At 60.7% G+C, this 21982-nt stretch carries 15 protein-coding genes and 1 pseudogene; 4 read left to right on the plus strand and 12 right to left on the minus strand.

The window, feature by feature from the left end; genetic code table 11:
* Positions 1-289 precede the first annotated feature (289 nt).
* Positions 290-478, plus strand: a pseudogene (locus NKH01_RS06470) (inositol monophosphatase family protein); the annotation flags it as partial.
* Positions 479-646: 168 nt separating this feature from the next.
* Entirely contained in the window at positions 647-880 is a 234-nt protein-coding gene (locus NKH01_RS06475; RefSeq protein WP_352496292.1) for a DUF6429 family protein, read from the plus strand.
* 343 nt (positions 881-1223) lie between these two features.
* Here NKH01_RS06475 and NKH01_RS06480 read toward each other — a convergent pair whose 3' ends face one another.
* The 7 genes from NKH01_RS06480 to NKH01_RS06510 all read right to left on the minus strand — a co-directional run bounded on the left by NKH01_RS06480 (position 1224) and on the right by NKH01_RS06510 (position 11427).
* Complete coding sequence (locus tag NKH01_RS06480; protein WP_352780232.1) at positions 1224-1772, minus strand: class I SAM-dependent methyltransferase; 549 nt, start codon at positions 1770-1772, stop codon at positions 1224-1226.
* 124 nt (positions 1773-1896) lie between these two features.
* Positions 1897-2727 carry a PA3715 family protein gene (locus tag NKH01_RS06485; RefSeq protein ID WP_353019629.1) on the minus strand — a complete coding sequence of 277 codons (831 nt, stop codon included), beginning with the start codon at positions 2725-2727 and terminating at the stop codon, positions 1897-1899.
* 537 nt (positions 2728-3264) lie between these two features.
* A complete protein-coding gene (locus tag NKH01_RS06490) occupies positions 3265-3579 on the minus strand; it encodes a GYD domain-containing protein (protein WP_353019631.1) in 315 nt (104 codons plus the stop codon).
* 74 nt (positions 3580-3653) lie between these two features.
* Positions 3654-5954 carry a mannose-1-phosphate guanylyltransferase/mannose-6-phosphate isomerase gene (locus NKH01_RS06495; RefSeq protein ID WP_353019633.1) on the minus strand — a complete coding sequence of 767 codons (2301 nt, stop codon included), beginning with the start codon at positions 5952-5954 and terminating at the stop codon, positions 3654-3656.
* A gap of 12 nt (positions 5955-5966) precedes the next feature.
* On the minus strand, positions 5967-7484 hold the full coding sequence (locus NKH01_RS06500) for a phosphomannomutase/phosphoglucomutase (RefSeq protein ID WP_353019636.1): 1518 nt from the start codon (positions 7482-7484) through the stop codon (positions 5967-5969).
* A gap of 470 nt (positions 7485-7954) precedes the next feature.
* Positions 7955-8869 (minus strand): metallophosphoesterase, encoded by a 915-nt coding sequence (locus tag NKH01_RS06505; protein ID WP_352857788.1) that lies wholly within the window; start codon positions 8867-8869, stop codon positions 7955-7957.
* Between the two features lie 1001 nt (positions 8870-9870).
* On the minus strand, positions 9871-11427 hold the full coding sequence (locus NKH01_RS06510) for a family 16 glycosylhydrolase (RefSeq protein ID WP_353019638.1): 1557 nt from the start codon (positions 11425-11427) through the stop codon (positions 9871-9873).
* Positions 11428-13247: 1820 nt separating this feature from the next.
* On the opposite strand from NKH01_RS06510, the gene NKH01_RS06515 reads away from it, so the two are divergent.
* A complete protein-coding gene (locus tag NKH01_RS06515; RefSeq protein ID WP_353019640.1) occupies positions 13248-13964 on the plus strand; it encodes a class I SAM-dependent methyltransferase in 717 nt (238 codons plus the stop codon).
* Between the two features lie 541 nt (positions 13965-14505).
* On the opposite strand, the gene NKH01_RS06525 is transcribed toward NKH01_RS06515, so the two are convergent.
* The 5 genes from NKH01_RS06525 to NKH01_RS06545 form a co-directional block, all read right to left on the minus strand.
* Positions 14506-15387 carry an NAD-dependent epimerase/dehydratase family protein gene (locus NKH01_RS06525; RefSeq protein ID WP_353019642.1) on the minus strand — a complete coding sequence of 294 codons (882 nt, stop codon included), beginning with the start codon at positions 15385-15387 and terminating at the stop codon, positions 14506-14508.
* Between the two features lie 7 nt (positions 15388-15394).
* Positions 15395-17011: a Rossmann-fold NAD(P)-binding domain-containing protein gene (locus tag NKH01_RS06530; protein ID WP_353019644.1), complete on the minus strand. Its 1617-nt coding sequence runs from the start codon at positions 17009-17011 to the stop codon at positions 15395-15397.
* A complete protein-coding gene (locus NKH01_RS06535; protein ID WP_353019646.1) occupies positions 17012-18190 on the minus strand; it encodes a glycosyltransferase family 2 protein in 1179 nt (392 codons plus the stop codon).
* Positions 18191-18294: 104 nt separating this feature from the next.
* Positions 18295-18681: a glycosyltransferase family 2 protein gene (locus NKH01_RS06540; protein ID WP_353019649.1), complete on the minus strand. Its 387-nt coding sequence runs from the start codon at positions 18679-18681 to the stop codon at positions 18295-18297.
* On the minus strand, positions 18678-19919 hold the full coding sequence (locus NKH01_RS06545) for a glycoside hydrolase 5 family protein (RefSeq protein ID WP_353019651.1): 1242 nt from the start codon (positions 19917-19919) through the stop codon (positions 18678-18680). Before NKH01_RS06545 ends, NKH01_RS06540 begins: the two co-directional genes overlap by 4 nt.
* 358 nt (positions 19920-20277) lie before the next feature.
* Here NKH01_RS06545 and NKH01_RS06550 point away from each other — a divergent pair, with 358 nt between their 5' ends.
* The gene (locus tag NKH01_RS06550) at positions 20278-21915 is read left to right on the plus strand and encodes a glucosamine inositolphosphorylceramide transferase family protein (RefSeq protein ID WP_353019653.1); all 1638 of its coding nucleotides are present in this window, start codon (positions 20278-20280) and stop codon (positions 21913-21915) included.
* Positions 21916-21982 lie beyond the last annotated feature (67 nt).

Here is a 21982-nt window from a genome sequence, read left to right on the forward strand (position 1 = left end):
ACTATAGCTCATTCCCGGCACGGTACTAGAGTCAGTCTTGGCTCGATGAAAACACGTCAGCCCTGCAACGTCGGACCGACCTTGAACGGTTGTTGCTACCCGACCCTCACAGCGGATTTCGCATTCTGGCGCTAGACGGGCAGTGAATCAGTGAAGGGGATGTCGCAAAGTCGGTTGTGGCCCGGAATGCGCTCCGCGATAACCGCTCAGGGGTCAAAATTCACCTCTGGCAAGGTTGAGACTTCTGCGGCCGGAGAGCGCGTCGGAAAAGAAAGTGTCCCGCCAAACGTATCCGCGTTTCGGCCGCACTATGGAATGGGACACCGCGGCGGGTGACGCGGTGCTGCGCGCTGCCGGCGGCATGACGCGCACGCTGGATAGCGCGCCGCTCGCCTGCGGTAAGCGCAACCAGAGCGACGACGAGGATTCCGCCAATCCGCATTTCATTGCCAGCGGCAAGGCTGCCACGGCCGCTTAGGCACCATGATGAACTCCGATCCCATCCCGGCTCGTCGCCCGCGCAAATGACGCTGTCGCGCATGCGACGCCTGAGTGAAGCACTTATTTTCAGACGAACCCTCGTGGCAGGGAGTAACTATCCGGTGTGGATCGTGGCAGAGGCCCTTTCGCGTGTTAGACTGCTTGCATGGAGATCGACACCGACAAGATCGACGAAGCCGTTCTGGGCCTGCTTTGGCTGACGCTGCATGAAGAGAGGCGCGTCTGGAAGGGATTCGATTGGAGCGCTCTGGATCGCTTGCACCAGAAGGGGCTGATCGCGAATCCAGCAAACAAGGCGAAGTCAGTGGTTCTGACAGATGAAGGACTGCGGCGTGCGCAGGAGCGATTCCGAACCCTGTTCACCCGTTCGGCGCCATGAGCCATGAGCGCTGGGAGGGCGCCGCGAGATGATGGCGCACCTGGCTGAATTTCGATAGTGGCGGCGCGCTGACCGCAGGCGGGACGGCCAATGCTCTCGCCGTGGTCGCCAAATTCTTCTTTCGCCACTTATGCCAACGGGCGCATCCTGGCCGTCAAGGCACTAGCAGACAACACCGTAGCCGCAACCCTCAATGTCATCGGTATTGGCGCGAAGTCCATCCGCAAGATGCTTTCTGCCGGCGAATCAGCGCTCCCCGGGCCGAGCTGCAGGCAGGCAGCTGGTCTGCGCCCGCTGCTGGCACATGGATGTTAGTGGGCAGACTACCACAAGGAATGTGTCATCATGGCTGCGGATTTCCGAAGGCAGGTTTCTCAAGAACGAGCACATGACTACCAAGAGGGGATGTGTGAGTGCTCTTAACTTGGAATCCCTCGTCGGACAGCGTTTCGATGAATTCGCCATCCGTTCCAGGCGGAACGCGGGCAACAACGTTTGAGGTGCGCCTCACAATATTGGAAAGCACCCTTCGCGCCTTGCCTGGGCCGATGTTGCGCTGCATGTGCTGATAGACGGCCAGCAGCAGGACGATATCGTATTTCGGTAGAAGGATATTGCCGAGGCGCCGGCTGCCAAGATTCAGGCGATCGAACCGGGCATGCACCGGGGAGCCGCTCAATAACATTTTTGCAGTCTGGATGTGCGGCTTGGCAATGTCGATCCCGTGGATCGAGCTGGGTTTCAGCTTGGATATCTCATAGGCGACAACACCCATATTGCAGCCAACATCGAGAATGGATTTCCCGGCGTAGTCGACCTTTGCGGAGAATAGCCCGTCCAGTCTGTCGTCCCACGTTCCGGCAAAACCCCTTTTGAATCTTGACCACCACAAATCATCAGCTCCTTTGGGAAGAGCCCCCTTGAGCGCCTCCTACCACGAGAGAATTAATGGTCGATACCCATTCAACTGGAATTGATCACATTGATGAACCAAGGCAGGGACGTGTGCGGCCGCGTCACAACCCCATCACCTTGAGTGCCGCGGGAACCGAATAGCGGCTGCCGTCATAGCGCAGCTGGTAGATCCGCTTCACAGGCTTGCCGGGATGGGACTGGCACTCGCCATCCTTGTCGGGGGAGGGATCGTCGGTGTCCGTCCGCTCGACCGCAATGATGTCATGATAGCCGTGATGGCTCGCCGGGCTCATCGCCAGGCTGACCTGGCTGGAATGAAACGATCCGGCGCAACTGGCATCGCCTTCGCCGCCATGGCCGGTCACCACGAGGCCGTCGAGCACCAAGCGCAGCGCATCGCTGGCGACGGCATAGAGCCGCAGGTCGGTTTCAGTGAAGGGAGTAGCCTGCGAATGGTTTGCCATTTCGATGCGCAGGCCGAAGGCGGTGACCTCAGGGGCCAGTGCATAGCGGCCGGTGTCGAATTCCACCTTACGGATCGCGATGGCATCATCGGTCATCAGTCCAGGCTGGAGCAGGCGCTGGCGCACCCGCAGGCTCTTTCTATCGACGACCAGTAGCTCGATGTCGCCGACATGCAGGTGGTCGCTGTTAGCGCTGTCGATCAGCGGTACCGCGACCAAAAGCAGGTCGTCATGAGCCGGCCAGATCTTGCAGGCCAGGCCGAATGGCGCATCGCTCTCCGGGATCATTGAGGCGATGCTCGTATGGGGTGCAAGCGTGAACGAGGCGCCGTCGGCGCTCTTTCGGGCCTTGGGATAGGCCTGCTGCACCAGGGCGGCGGCATCGCCGCAATCGCCGGCCGCTGCCCGGGCGGACGACAGGCTGGCGAGGGCGGCGCCGAGAAACAGGACAGGCAACACTATTCGCATGGAATTCTCGCGTCGCAGGGCCGGGTTCGGCCAGGGCCCTTCTACGCGAGATTGGTGGCGGCGCACAGGGTGCAGGGAGGTGACGGCTAGCTCCAGCCGCTGCGTCATGACCATAAGTATCCTGGAAAGTCGTAAGGTCCGAGCTCGCTTAGGGACGGTGATCATGAGAACGCCGCCCGAGCGCCAATTTTTGCCAATGCTGTTCGAGCTACCTGAAACAGATACTGACAATGTGATCTCGATTGCCTTGTCGCGCTCCGATTAGATAAAGAAGCGCTCCGACAAGAAACCTCTACAAAACCGGATCTCGCCGATCCGTCGGGCGCACCTTCTAGGGTGTACATTCCAAAATTAGCTCGGCATGACCTCCGTTTCTGACCCCTGAGCCGGGCGTGTTCGCTGTCGGCGCGGTATCGAAGCAGAACCAATGCGGCGCCTGCTTCGGCTTTCCGAAACCCCAGCTTGTCTTTCCTTGAGGCTTGGCAGCACGGCGCGTTCAATCGGAACCGTGCTGCCTTCAATGTACAGCCAGTCCAATCAGCCGGCGAGCTTGTAAACGCCGGCAGCCTTTTTGGCAGCTGCGAGCACCGCATTTATGTCGAGTTCTTCGAGGACAACGAGGTCGTTTACCCAGCCGCTTGCCCGCACCGCCAGTGCTAGGCCCATCCCATCGGCCTGGTCCGGAACCTCAGCATTGATGACAATATCATAGGCGCCGCGAGTAAACATCACACCGGACACCTTGCCACCAACGCTTTCCAAAACCGCCTTGATTGCAGCTTCTCTGTCTGAGCCTTGTATCAACCCCTTGTAGGCATGGGGCGGATAGTTTGCCAGTATTGTCACTTTCATGGGTATTCCTCCCGATCTTCTACTAGTTTCGCTATTGATCGTTTGACCAACACGCAGCTACGCGGACAGTTGGGTCAGCCGTAACCCTGCATCGCAACGCTCTTGCTCGTATCCAAAGCTGGCAGCGGGAATGGTTCGACCTGCCCTCCGGTCTTGTCCAAATACTGCATCAAGGCCGTCACGAGGTGGTAGAAAATGCTCGCGGGGACCTCCGTTGCCAGTGACCTTCCGCGCTCGTCAATCCTGTCGATCCACAAGCCAAGCGGTGCGGGATCGATATGCCATTTAAAGAGGCGGGCGACACGAGCTTCGATCTCGGGTTTCAGATCAGGCCCGCCGATGCCGTCGAGGGCGACGGCCGCCTTGACGGCTTCGCATTGCGGCCAGCTGCGGGAGAGCCGGTCGAAGGGAATTCCCTGCCGCGACACGGCTGCATAAGCCAGGCCCGTGGCCCGGTTCAATCCGCTGGCGATCGCCGACGAGTAGAGCTTCCTGGCGTAGGCTGCCAAGTCTTTCTGCCCGCTTGCCCGCGCGAACTCGACGAGGAGCGAAGCCCATTCGAAATGGTGCCCTGGTTCGGTCCACTGTCCCTCGTCTCCCGGCAACGGTAACCAATCGACGTCGAAATGTTCCCCAAGCGTCCAGCTCTCCTGGTCGAAGAAATGGCACCGGAAGAGATCGACGACGCGTGCCGCCCGACGGAGATATGCACGCTCGCCGGTGACGCCATGCCAGGCAAGGAAGGATTCCAGCATGTGCATGTGCGGGTTCGAGAACCGCACCCCCTTCCAGCCGGGGGTCTCGAGGAAGCCGTTCAAGCTGACGTCCTCGAGATGGGTGTCGATGAAATGGAACGTCTCTTGTGCCAGCTGCATGGCATCCTGATGGCCGCATCGGTGAGCATGGGCAAGCGCCAGGAGCACGCAGGAATGGTCGTAGGCGTCCTCCGTCGGGTCAGCCACGCTGCCGTCGCAATTGAGGGTGCGCACCCAGCCACCGCGATCGGTGCGGCCGTGTCTGGCGATGAACTCGATGCCGTGGTCGATGAGCTTGTCGGCCGGTCCAGCCCAGCCGCGTTCTTTGGCCACCGCGAAGGCGTAAATCTGGCGAGCCATCGTCCGCATGCGCTTGGGTTTGCCCAACGGCCTTGCATCGAAACCGAGCGCCTCGTGGAAGCCGCCATACGCATCGTCGACACCTGCAGTGGACCACAGCGGCAAGGTTTCGTTGAAGAGCCAGTGCTCGACCCGCTTGCGCCATGACCCGCTGATGATGACCCGGTCGTCCGACCCCGTGAACTTCGTTTCAAGGCGTCCGCTCTTCTCGAGTTGTTCGACGACTTTCTTCACGTTCTGGCTGTGGCTGACAGGAGCGACGAATACCGCGTCCGGTGTCGTCACCACCGCCACATGCTTCATTCCAATGACTGTCAGCAGTCTGCCCTGGCTTCTGAGATAGGAGTTGCCGCAATCCATGGCGACAACGTCGCCCATTACGACATTGCCGTCGCGGTCCGTCGGGCTGGCTTCGAGAAGCGATTGCCACGATCCAAGGTCGTTCCAGCGGAAAGAAGCCGTAACCATCGCAATACCGCGTGCATGCTCCATGACTGCGTAGTCGATCGACGTCGACGGGACAGCCGAATAGAGGCTCTGGGGCAGGTAGATGCCCAAGACGTCGGTCCGTGCAGCCTTAAAGGCCCGTTCCGCGGTGTCCCAGATGTCCGGCCGGAACTCGAGAAATGCCTTCCGCATCGTGTCGGCACGAAACAGGAAGATGCCGGCGTTCCAGTAGAATCTTCCCGAAGCCACATATTTGCGGGCCGTCTCGGCATTGGGCTTTTCGACAAAGTGCAAAACGGCGGCCACTCCGTCACCAGTTGCCCCAACCTCGATGTAACCGTAGCCGGTTTCGGGATGCGTCGGCTTGATGCCGAATACGACAATGCTGCCTGAATCGGCGGCAGGCATGCCCGCCTCGACGGTTTCCCAGAATTGCGTTTCGGTGGATATCTGATGGTCGGAAGGGACCACGAGCACAAGCGCCTCGCCGCCATATTTGGAGATCGTGTGCAAGGTGGCTATGGCCACCGCAGCGGCGGTATTGCGGCCGACGGGTTCGAAAATCGGGCTGCCGCCGTTCAGGCCGAGCGGACCGATGTCCGAGATAACGCGGTCGGCATGCCGTTCGGAGGCTACCACATAGATCGGCGTCTCGCCGTCCGACCGCGCCTTGAGGCGTCGGACAGTCTTCGCAAGCATGGAGCCGTCGCCCGAAAGGTCGTGGAATTGCTTGGGATTGTCTTCGCGCGAGAGCGGCCACAGCCGCGAGCCGATGCCGCCGCTCATCACAAAACTTACGATCCGCTCCGGCATGGGCCAGTCCTCTCAAAATGTCTGGTTGTAGGCTCCGACCTCTGGATTGCGACGCAGCACGGCATCGACAGCCTCGAACATCTCGCGACGTCGTTCCGGCGAGACAGGGCTTTCCACGACGAGAACAATTTCCGCCTTGTTCGACGAGGCCCTGACCAGACCCCACGTGCCGGCTTGGGCAACGACACGCACCCCATTCACGGTGACGAGATTGGCCGGCGGCTGGCCAGCGAACTCGATCCCGTCCGCCTTCATTTTCGTGAATTCCCCGACAACTTTCGCGACCACCTCGTATTTGAGCTCGTCGGCGCAATGTGGCGACATGGTCGGCGTGCCGAAGGTCAGCGGCAGATCGCGGTAGAGGTCGGCCATGCTGCTTTGCGGGCTGCGATCCAGCATCTGGCAGATGGCGATAGCCGTGACCAGGCCATCGTCATAGCCGCGGCCGATCGGAGGATTGAAGAAGAAGTGGCCCGATTTCTCGAAACCGGCGGCGGCGCCGAGTTCGGCGACGCGCCGTTTGATGTAGGAATGGCCGGTTTTCCAATCGGTGACCGCGCCATTTTCCCGCAGCACCTTGTCGGTCTTGAACAAGCCGGTCGACTTGACGTCGACGACGAAAGTCGAGCCGGGATAGAGGTGCGAAATGTCGCGCGCGAGCATGACGCCGACCTTGTCGGCGAAGATCTCGTTGCCTTCATTGTCGACCACGCCGCAGCGGTCGCCGTCGCCGTCGAAGCCGAGCCCGACATCGGCGCCGGTTTCCAGCACCTTGTCGCGAATGGCGTGCAGCATCTTCATGTCTTCGGGGTTGGGATTGTAATTGGGAAACGTATGATCGAGCGCGACGTCGAGCGGGATCACCTCGCAGCCGATCCTTTCCAGTGCCTCGGGAGCGAAAGCCCCGGCGGTGCCGTTGCCGCAGGCGGCCACCACCTTGAGCTTCCTCGAGATACGCTTTCCCGCTGTCAGATCGTCGAGGTAGGTTTTGCGGAAATCCGCAACGAAGTCATAGGAGCCGCCACCGACAAGGTCGAAATCGCCTGAGAGCACGATCGCCTTCAGCGCGCTCATCTCCTCCGGACCAAAGGTCAGCGGGCGCGCCGCGCCCATCTTGACGCCGGTCCAGCCGTTCTCGTTGTGCGAGGCGGTGACCATGGCGACGGACGGCGTGTCGAGCGCGAATTGGGCGAAATAGGCCATCGGCGACAAGGCCAGCCCGACATCCTTGACCCGCGCGCCGGCGGCCATCAGCCCGGAAACCAGCGCCAGCTTGATGGCAAGCGAATAGGAGCGGAAATCATGGCCGGTCACGATATCAGGTCCCGCACCCAGGCGCCGGATCAGCGTGCCGAGCCCCATGCCGAGCGCCTGGACGCCGATCAGATTGAGTTCCGGCGGCTCGTTCGAGCCCGGATGGCCGAACCACCAGCGTGCATCATATTCGCGAAACCCGGACGGCTTGATCAACGCCGAGGTTTCGAATTCAAAAGTGTTTGGTCTGGCTTGGCCGACTATGTTCAGGGTCACGGTTTTTGCTCCGCAATTGCGGGCAACAATGCTAGCACGCTGCCGGGCGCAGGCCCCTTCGGGAATGGGGGTAGCCCCAACGCCCTGGTTCGCCCCCCTCATTCAACAGGACCATGCCTGCCGATGGCCGAAAGGATCTCTCGGGCTTTGTATTCTGGAGGTGCTTCCTGCTCAGGCGCTGACGACAAGGGTGGGCTGCTAGATGCCGCTGACCGCATTCAAGTTCCCGTTCCGCGAGAATGTCGACGAAAGGCGTTTCGGACGCCTGGCTCGCCTTCTCAATGGCATTCAAGTGGAAATCGAAAGGGATCAGCGGAACTCCGTCTGTCCAGGGAAAGGATGATGGACTGCGCCGCGTTCGTCTTGGAGGCGATGGGAACACGGCGAAACCCCGACCGCATGTACACGACCATCAATACCCTCACGCGGAACGGTCCGCGGACGGCAGGTCTCTCTGGGGACAGCAGATGTCATTCGTCGACAGGACGAGAGGACGTTTTGGGGCCGATATCGACGACCATGATCTCCGGCGACACGCCGAAGCGTACCGGCAGCCACGATACGCCCAAACCCCCGGATACGATCATGTGCCGCCCACCCTCGACGATATGCCCGTAGGCGAAGCGCTGTCCGTAGGCTGAATTGATGATGGGGGTGCCTATGAATGGCAAGCGCACCTGCCCGCCATGTGTATGGCCGCATAACGTCAGGCTGACACGGTCAGGAACAGCGATGAAGATGTCGGGTTCATGCGCAAGGAGCAAAATCGGATTGCCGTCGTCGGGTATTCCGGCCATTGTTCCAGGCAGATCGTCCACCCCCTTGTACACGCCGCGAGAAAACTGCATGGCCCACTGGTCGCCAAGACCCGCGAGCCAGAACGCTGGGCCATCCTGCTGCCGGATAAGCGTCGCGGTGTTCTCGAGGACCGGAATTCCATTGTCGACGAGGGCTGCGCGGACGCTGTCGACACCGTGCCACCAGTCGTGGTTGCCGAGAATGGCGTGGCAGCCAAGTGGCGCGGAAAGTTTTGAAAGTGAACTGCCCCAAACAGTGTCGGGCACGATCCCGGTGGCATAGCGCGGCCGCACGCCCATCACATAGTCGCCAAGGAGAAGGATGATATCGGGCTGCAGGCTATTCGAAACACCGACGATCTCGTCGATCCTGGAAACAGACATCCAGGGCTCGCAGGCATGGATGTCAGCGATCACGACGATGCGCAGAGGCTTGGCAGCCGCCGGCCAGCGCGGCGGTAGGAGCTTGTAGCGAGTGACACGCAGTCGAAACCGAGGTTCAATCGCGACGGCATAACTCACCAGCCCGAATGCCGCGAGCGACATGGCGCCAAAGAGCTTCAGGAATGACCGCCGCGACGTCAGCACTTGTATTTCCCAGCAGAACGAGGTCGGTTTTAGAGATCGCCACGAATTCAGCTGCGGCAGCCTGAACCAAATCAATCGCGTGAGAGGCCTCGCGGGGTCAATAGTTTCCCAAATCGGCGTCACCTGCAAGCATCGGTCTTTATGGCGCAGGGGAGGGAGCTCGGGCTAGGACCCGTCAACTGCTCCGATTTGCCACTGATCTCGGGCGGATGGTGTAGTTCCATTCCGGATGAATGCGTCGCCTTAATGGCGAGCGCCTCCATCTCGACATCGTTCACTTGATCCCTTTTTTTCCTCGGTCGCGGCATCGACCGCGCGCCCAACTTCAGGCCCGTTTGGTTGTCGTGACTGCGATCAGCTCGACCAGGGCCACGCGATCGAGGAGGGCGCGGTCCGCGCCAGGTTTGCGTGATGCGCAGAACAGGGGTGTTCAATGTTGCTCCACGTCGATGTGCCCGTCGGATGGTGATGCAATGTGGAGCGCGAGGCCTGTCTCGCGAGCGAGTTGTGCAGTTCGACCTTCCACAACCGGCTTTGGTCATCCAGCTTCGAGCCGACCGCTTCCCGCCTTTGACGTATCGCATGCTTCGGCTGCGCCTCGACAAGATTGCACCGCTCTCGAGTTGAAACCGGAGGGCGAACTTTCGTCGGCTGCAAACCGGCTTCTTACCGCTCTCGCAGTGTTTCCTGCTTGTATTGCATCATTGGCGAGAGAAAGTAGCTGATGATGTTGCGCGTGCCGGTCTGGGAGGTTCATTCGGACCCGAAGCTTGGTAACTCCAGTTCCCTCGGTTCGGTCCGAATGGACAACCTACAGAAAGCTCACAACTAGAGCCTGTTCCATCCCGATGGCATCGGGATGGAACCCCATGTCTTTTGCTTGAGCAGGATCTTCTCCGAAAACCGGCTCCCGCCTTTTGCTACACTGACTTCGGTTCGGGATCATGGCTTTGAGGTGCTGTTTATCCAATCTTATTTGGCCACGGCAGCCCCGCGTTCCTTCAGGTCACATAGAATGAGGCTGCGGTGAGCGAGAGATGTGGGGAAAGGGTGGCGAACTGTGTTTGAGATGCGCCGCCGGCCCCGTCGCTGTCGAAAGAGAGCGCCCCGGTTGCACTGTCGTAGATGATATGATCGGAACTGTCATGCGCGGCTGCACCAACAAAGAAAGCTTTGGATGGAAGCCCTCCCGGCTGAAGCCCGGCAAAAACGGTATCGCTGAGATGGAACGTGTCCTGGGAGCGCTGGAAGTCGGTGATCTTATCGACATTGCCGGCTCCAAGAGCAGTATTGAACGAGAAGGCATCGTGGCCTCCGTAACCGGTCAAGACGTCGGCGCCGAGCCCGCCGTTGATGACATTGTTGCCGGCATTGCCCTGGATGGTCTGGGCGAACTCGTTGCCGGTGAAGCTGATCGCCTTCGTGCCGGACGGGTTGTTGGTGGCGAGATGCTCGATCTCCGAGCCGGCCGAAAGCGCATAGCTCACCGAGGCGAGCACACTGTCGTTGCCGCCGCCCACCGCTTCAACCACCTTCTCGCTGGCATTATCGACATGGTAGGTGTCGTCGCCGCCATAGCCGATCATCGTGTGGCCGCTGGTTCCGTGGAATACATCGGCGCCGCTGGTGCCGTACAAGGTGCCATCGCTGGTGTCGCCGGAAGGAGGGACAGTCCCGGTTCCAGACCCAGTCTCGGTCCCGGTCGAGCCAGTGATTGGGGGAGCGACGTTCGCACCCGTGACGGTGTCGCCGCTGCCCGCCTTCTGATAGAGCTGAACCCCATCGACCTGCATCTGCATTGACGAAGGGGTCGAGCTATCCAGAGCCGTATGCCACCCGGTCACGTTCGAATTCGCGACCCCATTGTTCATGATCAATTGCATCGGTTCATCCGGGATCGGGCCCTGTGCGCTGGTCACTTGCGCCATCTGTTTCCCGTCGAGATACCAGGTGATCGATTCACCGGGCACCCAGTTGATGCCGTATGTGTGGAAGCCGGCCGTGAGGTCGATGCCGGTATCGATGCTGTCGCCGACCCACCCTGACGGCGAGTGGAGGTGCCAGGAAAACATCTGGTCTGCCGGCCCCGAACCGGTAAATCCACCCTCCTGCATATCGATCTCGAAATTGTCGCCGCTGCTGCCGGCGCCTTGCCCGGGCAACAGCCAGAGGGCTGGCCATGCACCGTCGCCGCTCGGCGCCTTCATGCTGATCTGAAGGTAGCCGCCATCGAATTCGAAGTTGCCGTAGCTGCTGACCCCGCCGGACGTGACCGGGTATGTCTGTGTCGTCCCCTGATTTATGCCGCTGATGGGCTGCTTGATCGCCGTGAGATCCAACTGCCCGTTGCTCACGGACACTTGGCTCGGCACATCATAGTCGGCATAATACTGCGAGCCTGCGTTGCTTCCTCCTGATCCATTGCTATTCCATGGCCAGCCGTTGGCGGCATTGCTGGTGATGTAGGTATGCCAGTCGCTGTCGAGGGCCGTACCGGAGAAGTTTTCCTCGAAGACGAGGTCGCTAGAGGCAAAGCCTGCAGGTGCGGAAAGAGCCATTCGGTGATCCTTATTTGGCGTTGAAAACAGGGAATTCCACTGCCGCGCATCGCCAGGCGCGCGACATATCGCATACTCGCAGTTGGGCACCGCGAACGGATTTCAAAGTAGCGGAGCTTTGGAAGTCGCCCAGACATTATTGTCGAGCGAGCTTAACGTTGAACTCGCCATCGAAGGTGAGTTTTGTCGACGGGAATGCCCATCAGGCCCTCCCTTGAAACGGTGTCGCAGCTGACGCACGCAAGGTGTTCAACGGTTCGGGCCGCAGCCGCATTGAAGCCGAGCGCAGCTCTTCCGGCGGACGCGCCGCCAAGCATGCCGTTTAGTAAAAGCAACGGTAGATCCTTAGTTCATTGCGTTTTTTTTGTTGTCATTCCACCAGCGCCCTAAGTAAAACGCAGCATTTACGATTCCTAGCTTATCCGCACACCGTCTTGTACCTACGTGAATGGATTGTTCGTGGACGATGTACGCAAGCTATGAGACATTACTGCCATTTGCGGCGAGAATGAGGCTAGGCGAAAACTTATCAACACTCTCATATAGTGTGAAAACCTATAAACACTCTCAGATAGTGTGTCGAACAACCGCACCGAAACAGCCTTCCGGACGTCCTAGGAAAACCGTGTCCGTCGGCTAAAATGTCGCACTGGTTTGGGGGCCCGCGGTTCGAGCGGGTCGTTCACATATGAGGTCGTCGAGAAGGACGGCCGGGATGTCTTCCGAGCTGCGTGGCGGACGAGCCGTCGAGCCAATGGCCGGAGCTGCCGGCCTGGATGCTCGACCGTGCCGTGTGCGCGGCCGATGCGCTGGCCGAGGTGCGCCATTGCGGCGTCGACTACGCTCCAGTCTCTACACGTGTCGCTGAGCGACGTCGCCGGTGGCACGGCGGCGATGTCCGCATCATCCGCTTTCAATGATTGAAAGTGGAAGCGGGCACCGTTGTCGAGCGCAGCCCCTACAGCACCGGACAGGCCGTTCAATCGCAACGCCAACGTCCCTGCATCGAACAGCGGTAAAACCTGCAACCGCATCCAAGGGAAGTACGATCGCTCAAGCGGATTGTTGAAATGGCTGAAACGGGCCCCTGGGTGTGGGCGCCTCGTCGCCGCGGGACGTCCCCCGAATTTGAACGAGCAACCAGTCGCCAAAGCTCCACCTCGTGGCCAACTGCCAACCGGTTACTGTGCTCTTTCGCTGCATCGTCGTCTATGCAGGCAAGGTTGACCGCGCCCATGAATTAGCCGTGTTCGTTCAGAACGTAGAGCCGGTAATGCGGCATCGCTTGTCCCTGATCGGCGACAGCATTCTAGCAGTCAGGGTCGCTGTGGAACGCGGAGATTTTGGTTCCCATGAGCTACCTCAGATGGGCCCAACGGCGCCAGCTTCGCCCATGTAATCTGACGAGAACCGACTTGTCGCTGCCTTGCCTAGCCCGAAGGGGCGGCTTGACGGCATCGAGAGTGTCGTTACATTTGTAATGACTAGGTTTTGTTTTTATCCGGTTGCGCCCACTTTCTGAGGTGCGCGGTTTGCACCTAGTGTGCAGCCCGGGGCAAGGGAGGGACTCTCGAACTCTGGAGCGACCTCAACGCGGACGGTGCCGTCCCGAGATTCGTTCTTCCCCAAAATGTGAAGTGCGATCAACGGGGCGACTTCAAAGTTGACGAGGATTCCCGTTCTGGACTGGCCTTGGGGCCATGCAGAGATTTCGATCGCTGGTTGTTTTTCATTCAAAGCCACAAGCAATTATTAGTAACATCGAAGCATTCGGCGAGGCAACTTAGTCTGGTTCGAGCACACGCAGATGGGCAGAGACGATGTCAAGTAATGACCTCTACACCGGAAAAGATTATGCCGCTGCCAATCCGACTTGGCATGATGAAGATGGCGGTATCAAGGCCGCGAACATCGCCAAGATCGTGCGCGCTAACAACATCAGCTGCCAGAAAATTGTCGACACAGGTTGCGGGACGGGAGGCGTTCTGAATGCCCTTCTTCAGCACGATATCTTCCGTGACTCAAAGGCCATCGGCTACGATATCGCTCCCTATGCTATAAATTTGGCCAAACAGCGAGAAAGAAACAACCTAAGCTTTCACTGCGGCGATTTCTTTCAAACAAACGAAAATTGCGATCTTCTTTTGTGCATCGATGTTTTCGAACATATCGATGACTATATGGGCTTTCTTCGAAGGCTCAGAGGACGTTCGAAATACTATGTGTTTCATATTCCTCTCGACATTAGTATCGTCGGGCTTTTGCGCGGTCAGCACCTTAAGCAACGTAAGGAGGTCGGTCACCTGCATTACTTTGATCAAGCAACAGCTCTAGCGACTCTGCGCGACACGGGCTTTGAGATTATTGGCGCACAGTACACTAGGACGGCGGAAGATATCCTGCAGATTCATCCCGAATGGCGAACTACGACGGCCATCCTCGGTAACGCCGCACGGCACATTGTCCGGACTATTGCCGGAGAGGACCTGTCGGTGCGCTTACTCGGCGGCGCCTCGCTGATGGTCCTCACTAGCTGAGTTGGTGTTAGGCACGCGTCAGAACAACCGAGTCGGAGTAGCGGCAAGGGAAAATGGCGAGACCCGAGGGGCGAGACGCTGCGGTATCGAATTTCGCTCGACGCTGGCGCCTCTCCTCTCCACCAATCTCGGGTGTTCCCCACGCACCCTAGAGTAGCCATTCACCGGCGAAGCCGGGGCCTTTGGACTTGAGTCACGCAAAGCGGCGACGCGGCCCCTGATTGATGTGCCACAAAAGGTGACAAGTCAGCGCCAGGAATTCAATTGATCCTGCCGTTGATCCTCGCGCTCTTGGCAACACCTCGCCAAGGTGCTTGCGCAGATGCCCATACAACCCGTTGCGCTGATCCTTCGGTATGAAGCCGACGTGGCAATTGCAGACCCGGCTCTTGTGACTTGGGCTCTCAAAGTCGCCCAGCGCGAACTGACTTTTCGTGTGCGTGGAGGCTCACGAAGGCGAAAGTTGCAGTGGCAAGTGGCCTCCAGGAAACGTCAAACTGCTACTGTCACCCCCGCAAGGCCGGGCGGATCTCCCATACTTTCAAGGTCGATCGCCGTCCAGCGAGAAGCTCCGAAACTCGATTCCGAGCTGCTTGAGCCGCTCTACGCCGGGAACCTCTGCCGCCGGGTGCACGAGCCCAAGGATGGAGTCGGATCGGAAGGGTAGGGGGACATGCAGGGCCTCAGCTGCCTTGAGGACGCCACTGACAAGCTGAGAGGGCACCGGGACGGCGCGCAGTGTTCTGCCTTGTGACGCGGCGATCTCTTTCATGAGCCGTCGGAACGGCACCGGTTCGGGGTTGGCCAGCCCTACCGGTTCCGGGAGGGGCATGTCCGACTCGGCAATACGCACCATGGCGGCTGCCACGTCCGCCTCATGCACGGTGAACTGATGCGAGCGCGCCCCGATGAGAGGTGTGACCGGCAGGTTGGTGAGCTTGCGGAGCGCGCCTGTCATCCCGCGCCAACTGGGGCCGTACACCAGTCCGAGGCGGGTGGAGACGCCTCCCAGACTGCTGGCGGTGCGCTCGCAGGCCAACTTCGCCTGGCCGTACAGCTGACGGGTTCCCGTATAAGCGGACATCGAGGAGATGAAAATGACCCGGCGAACCCCTGCGTTGGCGGCATTGCGTAGGAGATGCTGCGAGCCGGACACATTCACACCCCAGACATCGCCGGCGCTGACGAGAGTCAGGTCCCATGCACCATGGATGAGCACATCTAGGTCGCTGAATGCGGCCGCCGACGGCGGGCGCTTGATCTCATATGGGCGCCACTCGGCGATGCCGGCCATTGCGGCGGCAGATTCGGAGGTCACCCGGTTCGGACGGGCGAACGCGATGACCTCATGCCCTTCTTCGGCGAAGGCGGCACGCAGAATGGTCCCGACATATCCATTGGCCCCGGTGATACCGACCCGCATCGAACGCTCACCCCGTCAGTTCCATCGCTTCGCAGGCGATGCGATGAGAATTTGCCATCACAGTCAGGGTAAAGGTAGTAGCTGGAACATTTGGGAAAACCGACCCGTCGATAAGATGGATCCGATCCCAGCGCGCCAGCCGCCCGAGGCGGTCTGTCGTCGCACTCCCGGTATCCGGCTCACTGGCGTGGGGAAAGCTGCCGCCAAAGTGGTAGCTCTTGGCCCCGCCCGACCACAGCATTTGCGACGTGACTGGCCACAAGTCGAGATAAGGTGCCGCCCTGTAAATCCGCTTTATTACGTCAGGCAGCATCGGAGGCACGTCTTTGCCCCTGACCCTGGCCTCGCTGAAGCCCTCCGAAGCAAGGGTGATCTGGGGTAGCTCATCAGGAGCTGCGGGCAGCTGGGCCGTGACCCGGATCTTAGGTGACGCCCAGGACGGCAAATAGCCGAGGCCCACCGTCAACCGGCTCAGGAGCCGATCCGTCGCGAAGGCGGCGGCGGGATGTTGGAGGAAGCCGGGCAGCGCATCGTAGTATGCCTGGTTGAACGGATAAAAGTGAATCTGTGAGACATCGAAGCCTTCGTCGTCCCGGCCGATGACCATGTTGAACTGGTTGAGTGTGAACTCGCGCCTTGCACGTGGATCGGGGGTCGGCTTCGCCGACATCATTGGAAGAACGAACTGAGCCGATTCCGAAAGATGGACCGGCTGGTCCGATCCGAGCGAGCCCAGGATCAGCCGGGTGGTCCCGATTGCTCCGCAACCTACGAAGACCCGGTCCGCTGTGAATCGCTGGATCCGGCCGCTGGACAGCTCCCGGGCCACCACAATGGCCCTATCGGCCTCCTGGCCGACTCGCACCGCGAGCAGCCCGCTGTGGTAGTCAATCCTCCCGCTGCGCCTGAAGCGGTCGAAGCTGTGCGAGGCCGAAAAGATCAGTGACCGCGGGCACCCAGTCATGCATAGGCCGCAGGGCTGGCATTCGGGCGCTGAGAAGGCGAGCCGGGCGCGGCCTATCCTTATTCCCGTGGAGCGTACACGATCGCGGTGCCGGTCGTAATTGGCCAGGACCATCTGTGTCCGCGGTGCCAGCGGCGGAAGCGGGTTCGGGGATCCGATTAGCGGAAACCACTCATCGAGATCGTCGGACTCTCCAGCGAAAGGAATGTGACCCAGGATCGTCCGATAGTGCTCTTCCATATCCGAGAAGCCGAACGGCCATCTCTTGAATGTCGCGGCACTGAAGGGCATGATCTGGGCCCCCCAGACATTGCTGAACCCCCCGTAGGCGCATGAGATGACAGCTGAGTTGACTCTACCCTGGGAGTGGACTCCGTCGAGCTGGCCCCTGTTGACAAACGGGAAATCGGATCCATAGCTTCTCTTTTCAGGCAGCGAATCGGACTGGACCTGCTTGGGTTGCAGGCCGACCCGGCGGACGTCCTCCTCATCCCAGTCGTCGACACGCAGCTTGGACAGCCTGGAGATTACCTCCTGCGTCTCCGCGTCCAGCACGGTGCCCGGATCGAACACGGTTATCGTCTCGTCCGGCTTCTCGGACAGCGCCAACACGGCGGCGGCTGCAGCCGGACCCGAACCAATGATTATCGAAGATGGCATTCACTTCTCTCGCCCACCGGCTTGCGCGGCTGTGTCAAATACCTGCCTGGCAGCCTGTTGGCGCTGCCGGCGCAATCGCCGCGCCAGGTCGATCCGGCCGGCGACGTGGCCTGCCGCGGCCAGCCCCAGGCCAGCGATTATTGCCGCGGACCGGGCCAGCCCGTGGGCGTCACCCTTGGCCGCTTGCGAAATCCCCCGCGGTACGCCCTTGGTCAGCGCGTACCAGACGAAGCGGGTCTCTGCACCCAGAGTAGCGGCGTCGCCCATCTGGGCAAAGGCCTCGACCTTCCCCTTGTTGACGAAGAAGCAGCGGCGCCAGAAGTACTTCCAACTCGGCCGTGAGGCGGGTACAAAGTGGCGGACGGTCGCTGCCGGTTCGTAGATGACCGCCTCACTGCCCTTGATGTGCGCCAAGCGGTGGCACATGTCCATGTCGTCGTGATTGTCGGAGTGGAACCCTCCCACCTGCTCGAGGAGGGGCCGCCGCACCGACATGGTGGCACCTATGAGGTGAGCCAAAGGGCCTCGGCTGGTCGGAAGACCGTCATAAGCGCATCCGAACACCCAGTCGAACTGCACAGGAAACCAGGCCGGGCGGCCAGCCTCGAAAACTGGTAAGGGACGCCCGCCGACGGCGCCGATGCGCTCATCACGATACGGATGGGTAAGAATTTGCAGCCAGTCCTTGTCGGCCGCTGCATCGTCATCCAAAAACGCCAGGATCTCTCCGGCAGCTGTTTCGGCTGCCGTGTTTCGGGCCGACCCCAGGTGCCCGTCATACTTATTCTGGATCACCCGTATCGGAGGAGTGGATGCGGCAAAGTCAGCCCAGTACGCGGCACAACGGTGGAACAGGATCTCATTATGGTCGATGCATACGATGGTCTCGCAGGGTTGCAAGCTCTGCTCCTGAACCGAGGCCACCGACTGAAGCATCAGCTCCCATCTGTCCTGCGTGTAGGCACAGATAATCACCGAGATGGTCGGGGACCGCGGAATCTGCCGGTGTTCGCTACTGACGCTATCCTCTGTCTGCCCGGTTTTTGATCCAGGCTGCCCGGTTGTGGCACCGGCAACGTCATCACCGCGGCGTGCGAGACCGATACTTAGGTTTCGGACGTCGCCCTCCTGGCCAACGCCAATCGGCGGATAAGATTGCGCAAGCATCAGGATACGCATCTAGGAATTCTCCCGACTTGAGCTGCCAATATCTGCCCAAGCCCTTCGATAGACAGTGCGATGGTCTTGGTTTTGAGATGCCAGGCTTCCACGCGGGATTCGGCCTACCCGGAATCCGGTTTTCGGCATAAAAAACCACCAGGGCCGAGGTTTGCGCCATAGAGGCTCGATGCGGGCGCGGACGCCAAGCACGCGTGGGTCGGCGTAGGCATCAGCAACTCGTCCAGCCAGCGCTCATCGGCGATCGCATCGTCATCGAGAAACGCCAGGACCGGCGCCGTCGACGATCCGGCTCCCGTCGTGCGACAGCCGCACAGAGGTGTGACGACGACACCGTTGATCTCGCGCTGCGTGCGCCCCAAAAGCGCTTCATTGTTGTCGACGAGGATGATCTCGCGGGCGGGGCGGGTCTGGCGGCGCACCGAAGCGGTTGCCACGTTCAGCCAGCGGTCGAGCGTTTGCGCGCAGATCACGACAGAGGCTTCGGTCATGGGACTTGCCGGATGATTTCTGAGGCGGTTTCGCGGGTCTGCGCCGCCCGCGCCGTCGCGGCTTTGAGGATGTTCCAGATCGCGCTTCCGTCATTGCGGACATCGAACTGGTCATGTTCGTCGATGGGATAGCGTCCGCTGTCCTGCAGCGATACCAGCCGCCACACCATCCAACCAGCGCAGCTGGGATCACGGGTAAGCGTATCAAGCCACATGGCGTAAGCCTCGGCGGAGTCCCGATTGGAGCGGGCGTAGCCGAATTCCTCCATAAGGACCGGCTTTTTGGCGCGGGCCGCTAGCTGGCAGAACTCGGTAATCATGTCGTTGAATTGCTGGACCGTCAGGTTGTAATAGAGCGGGTAGCCGTGCCAGGTCCCGAAATCGAGAGTGGGGATCGTCAAATCGGATAACTTCTTCTGGAGAATGTTGGCACTCCCTGAGCTGACAAGGTGATTGGGATCGAGCGACTTCACGTACGCTGACATTTCGGCAGTCCAGGCCAGCCGCAAGGCCTCCGGCCGCGCATTGCCTTCGTTCATCAGCTCCCAGGCCATAATGGTCGGGTCGTCCCGGTAGGCAAGTCCGGTGAGCGGGTTGACGCGCTGCACGACGTGGCGGACCCAGGTCGTGTAGTCCCGCTTCGTTCGTGCGTCATTGAAAAAAAACGTGGACTCGTCGCGGCTCCCATACCAGGCCCGCATCTGCTGGACGCCGCCCGTGAATGCCCAGAAATCCAAGACGGCGATGATGAGCCTCAGGCGCCGCTTGCCGGCCTCGGCGATGAGAAAATCAACCTTCTGCATGCCGCTGGCGCCGTCATTGATCGCCATCCTGCTTTGACTCGGATCCCAGTAGAGCAGGTACGTGCCCTTGACCGCGAGATTGCTGGCATCGCCTTCACGCCGCCAATCCCAGATCGTAGCGACGTTTCCGTCGAGCGACCCGATCACCGGCTGGAGGAAGATGCGGACCACATTGGCGCCCATCGCCACCGCGTCATCGAGAACGCGGGTGACCTCATCCTGCGAACCGTAGGTCAGATAGTGGTTGTTTACCCCGGTCACGAAGAACGGGCTGCCGTCCAACGTGAAGTTCGTTCCGGAAGTCTTGATGAAGGACGTTGCCGATGGATGGTCCGCGGCGCTCGCGACTGCCGGAACGGACACGAACGCGAACACGAGCGCATACAACCATGCGTTGCGCAGTCCGTATTTCGCCCGTTGCCAGTCGATAATCATCCCTCCACGTGACCCTTGCCGGAAGCACAGCGCAAGAGCCCCCGAAGGACTACCCCCTCTGGCCTCACACAGGCCGGCGTCGATCGGGCATAGTGGTGCCTGGCTGACTTCCAGCCGCTCGAGTATGGACCCGTGCTCTCAGGCATCTCCCAATCAAGCGTTCGGCTCCCCCCATGGCCAGTCCCCGCAACCGCAGTAGGTGGAACCCATCCTCGCGCTGCGGCGCGCGCTGCGGCTTTCCATCTGCCGCCCTTGGCTCGCGAGCCCGCGGCGGAGTGCAGGTTAGGCGGATCGCCTGAGGTGGTTCTCGTGGGAGCTGTGAGCTGGCGTCCTTTTGAAATCCGCCGTGAGAACAACAATGCGCATTTGCCTGAGTCTTGATCCATCCCGGCTACTGCGGTGGCACCTCTGGCTGGCAGAAGCGCTTGCTGAAGTGCCCGGTAACGAAGTCTCCTGCGCTTTGGCGGCCGGTCGCCGCCCGCTGCCGTTAATCTGCCGTCTGCTGCTCGAACTCGAACGACTGGTCTATGGCTTTCGCGGGAACGGCGCCATCGACCCCGTCGAGGCGGCGCTGCGGTGCCTGCCCCCGCCTCCGGCCGACCAAGTGGATGTGGTGATCGATTTGAGCGGGGCGGAATCGCTCCCGGCGGGGCGGCGCGTGCTCACCCCGGTCTTCAACGGCGCACCCGGCGAGATCGGAGTCGTGGCGGCTTGGGTGAATCATCAGGATATTCTCGTCGACCTGCATGACACCGCGCGCCCGTTGCGGCCGTGGACGGCGCGTCCGGCCTGTGCAGACCGTGAAGTGTTGGCAGCGAGGCTCGACAGCGCCCTTTCCTGCGCTGTGCCGCTGATTCTCAAAGTCCTGTGCGAGGAAACCGGTTCAACTGCGTCCGGTATCCCCCGTCTAGGGACGGCAGTGCCTTCGTTTGGCGCGCTTTCCGCGCTTGCAAGGGCGACCGGCACGGTAGCATCAAAGGCGATCGGGCTTTTGGACGTCCTGGCGAGGGGCGGCAGGACGTGGGAGATTGGCTGGCGCTTCGATGAATCGGCGAGCCTGCTCGACAAAGGCGAAGCAGCCTTCCGGGTGCTCACCGGAAAGGCCGACAGCTACCTTGCCGACCCGTTCCCGTTCCGGCACCAGGGGCAGGATTTCATCTTTGTCGAACAGTTCCTCTACTCGAAGAACCGGGGGTGCATTGCGGTCGTGACAGTGAACCGGGACGGGACAGCCGGCGCATCCCGGATCGTGCTGGAGGAACCGCATCACCTCTCGTACCCGTTCGTGTTCGAGCAGGATGGGCAGATCTGGATGATCCCCGAATCGGGGGCGGCCAGGAATGTCAGCCTCTACAGGGCAGTTGAATTCCCTTACCGGTGGACGCGGGAGGCCTGCCTCATGGAAGGCATTGAGGGCTACGATACGACGCCGCTCTGCCATGAGGGCGGCTTTTGGTTTTTCGTCAGCCCAAGGCTGTGGAGGTCCACGTCCTGGGACGTCCTCAGCCTTTACCGTGCCGAGAGCCTGACCGGGTCTTGGACGCCCCATGCCGGCAACCCCGTCCTGCTCGATGCCAGGCTCAGCCGCCCCGCAGGCGCCGTCATCCGACACGGCGGACGCACGCTACGCCCGGTCCAAGACTGCGGGGGCGGCTATGGCGGCGCGGTGACGTTCTGCCAGATCGATGCGCTCGGCGCGTCGGAGTTTGCCCAGACCCCGGTCGGTCGCATTTGGTGCGGAGGGTTTGGGTGTCACACCTACAACCGCCGGTCTGGCTTGGAGGTGATCGACCTGTTCGGGCATATCCGGGGTTCGCGAGAGGTCACGACCTCGTATCGGTCGCTGGTACCCGACGCGCCGGTCTCGGGCCGCGTGACAGCCCCCCTCCTGACCGGTCTCGCGCCCGGGTTAGTTACCGGTAGCCAGACGGTCGAGCGCAAGGTACCCCGCCTGCAAAGGGCCGGGCGCGCTCGACCTATCTCGAGCACAGAATAAGCTCGGAAATCACGGCCGATTGAAGGAGAGAGTCCACCTGCACTTCGCAACTTCTGGCCAGTGGCAA

The organism is Mesorhizobium sp. M1403 (genome assembly GCF_040317695.1).
GTDB lineage: Bacteria > Pseudomonadota > Alphaproteobacteria > Rhizobiales > Rhizobiaceae > Mesorhizobium.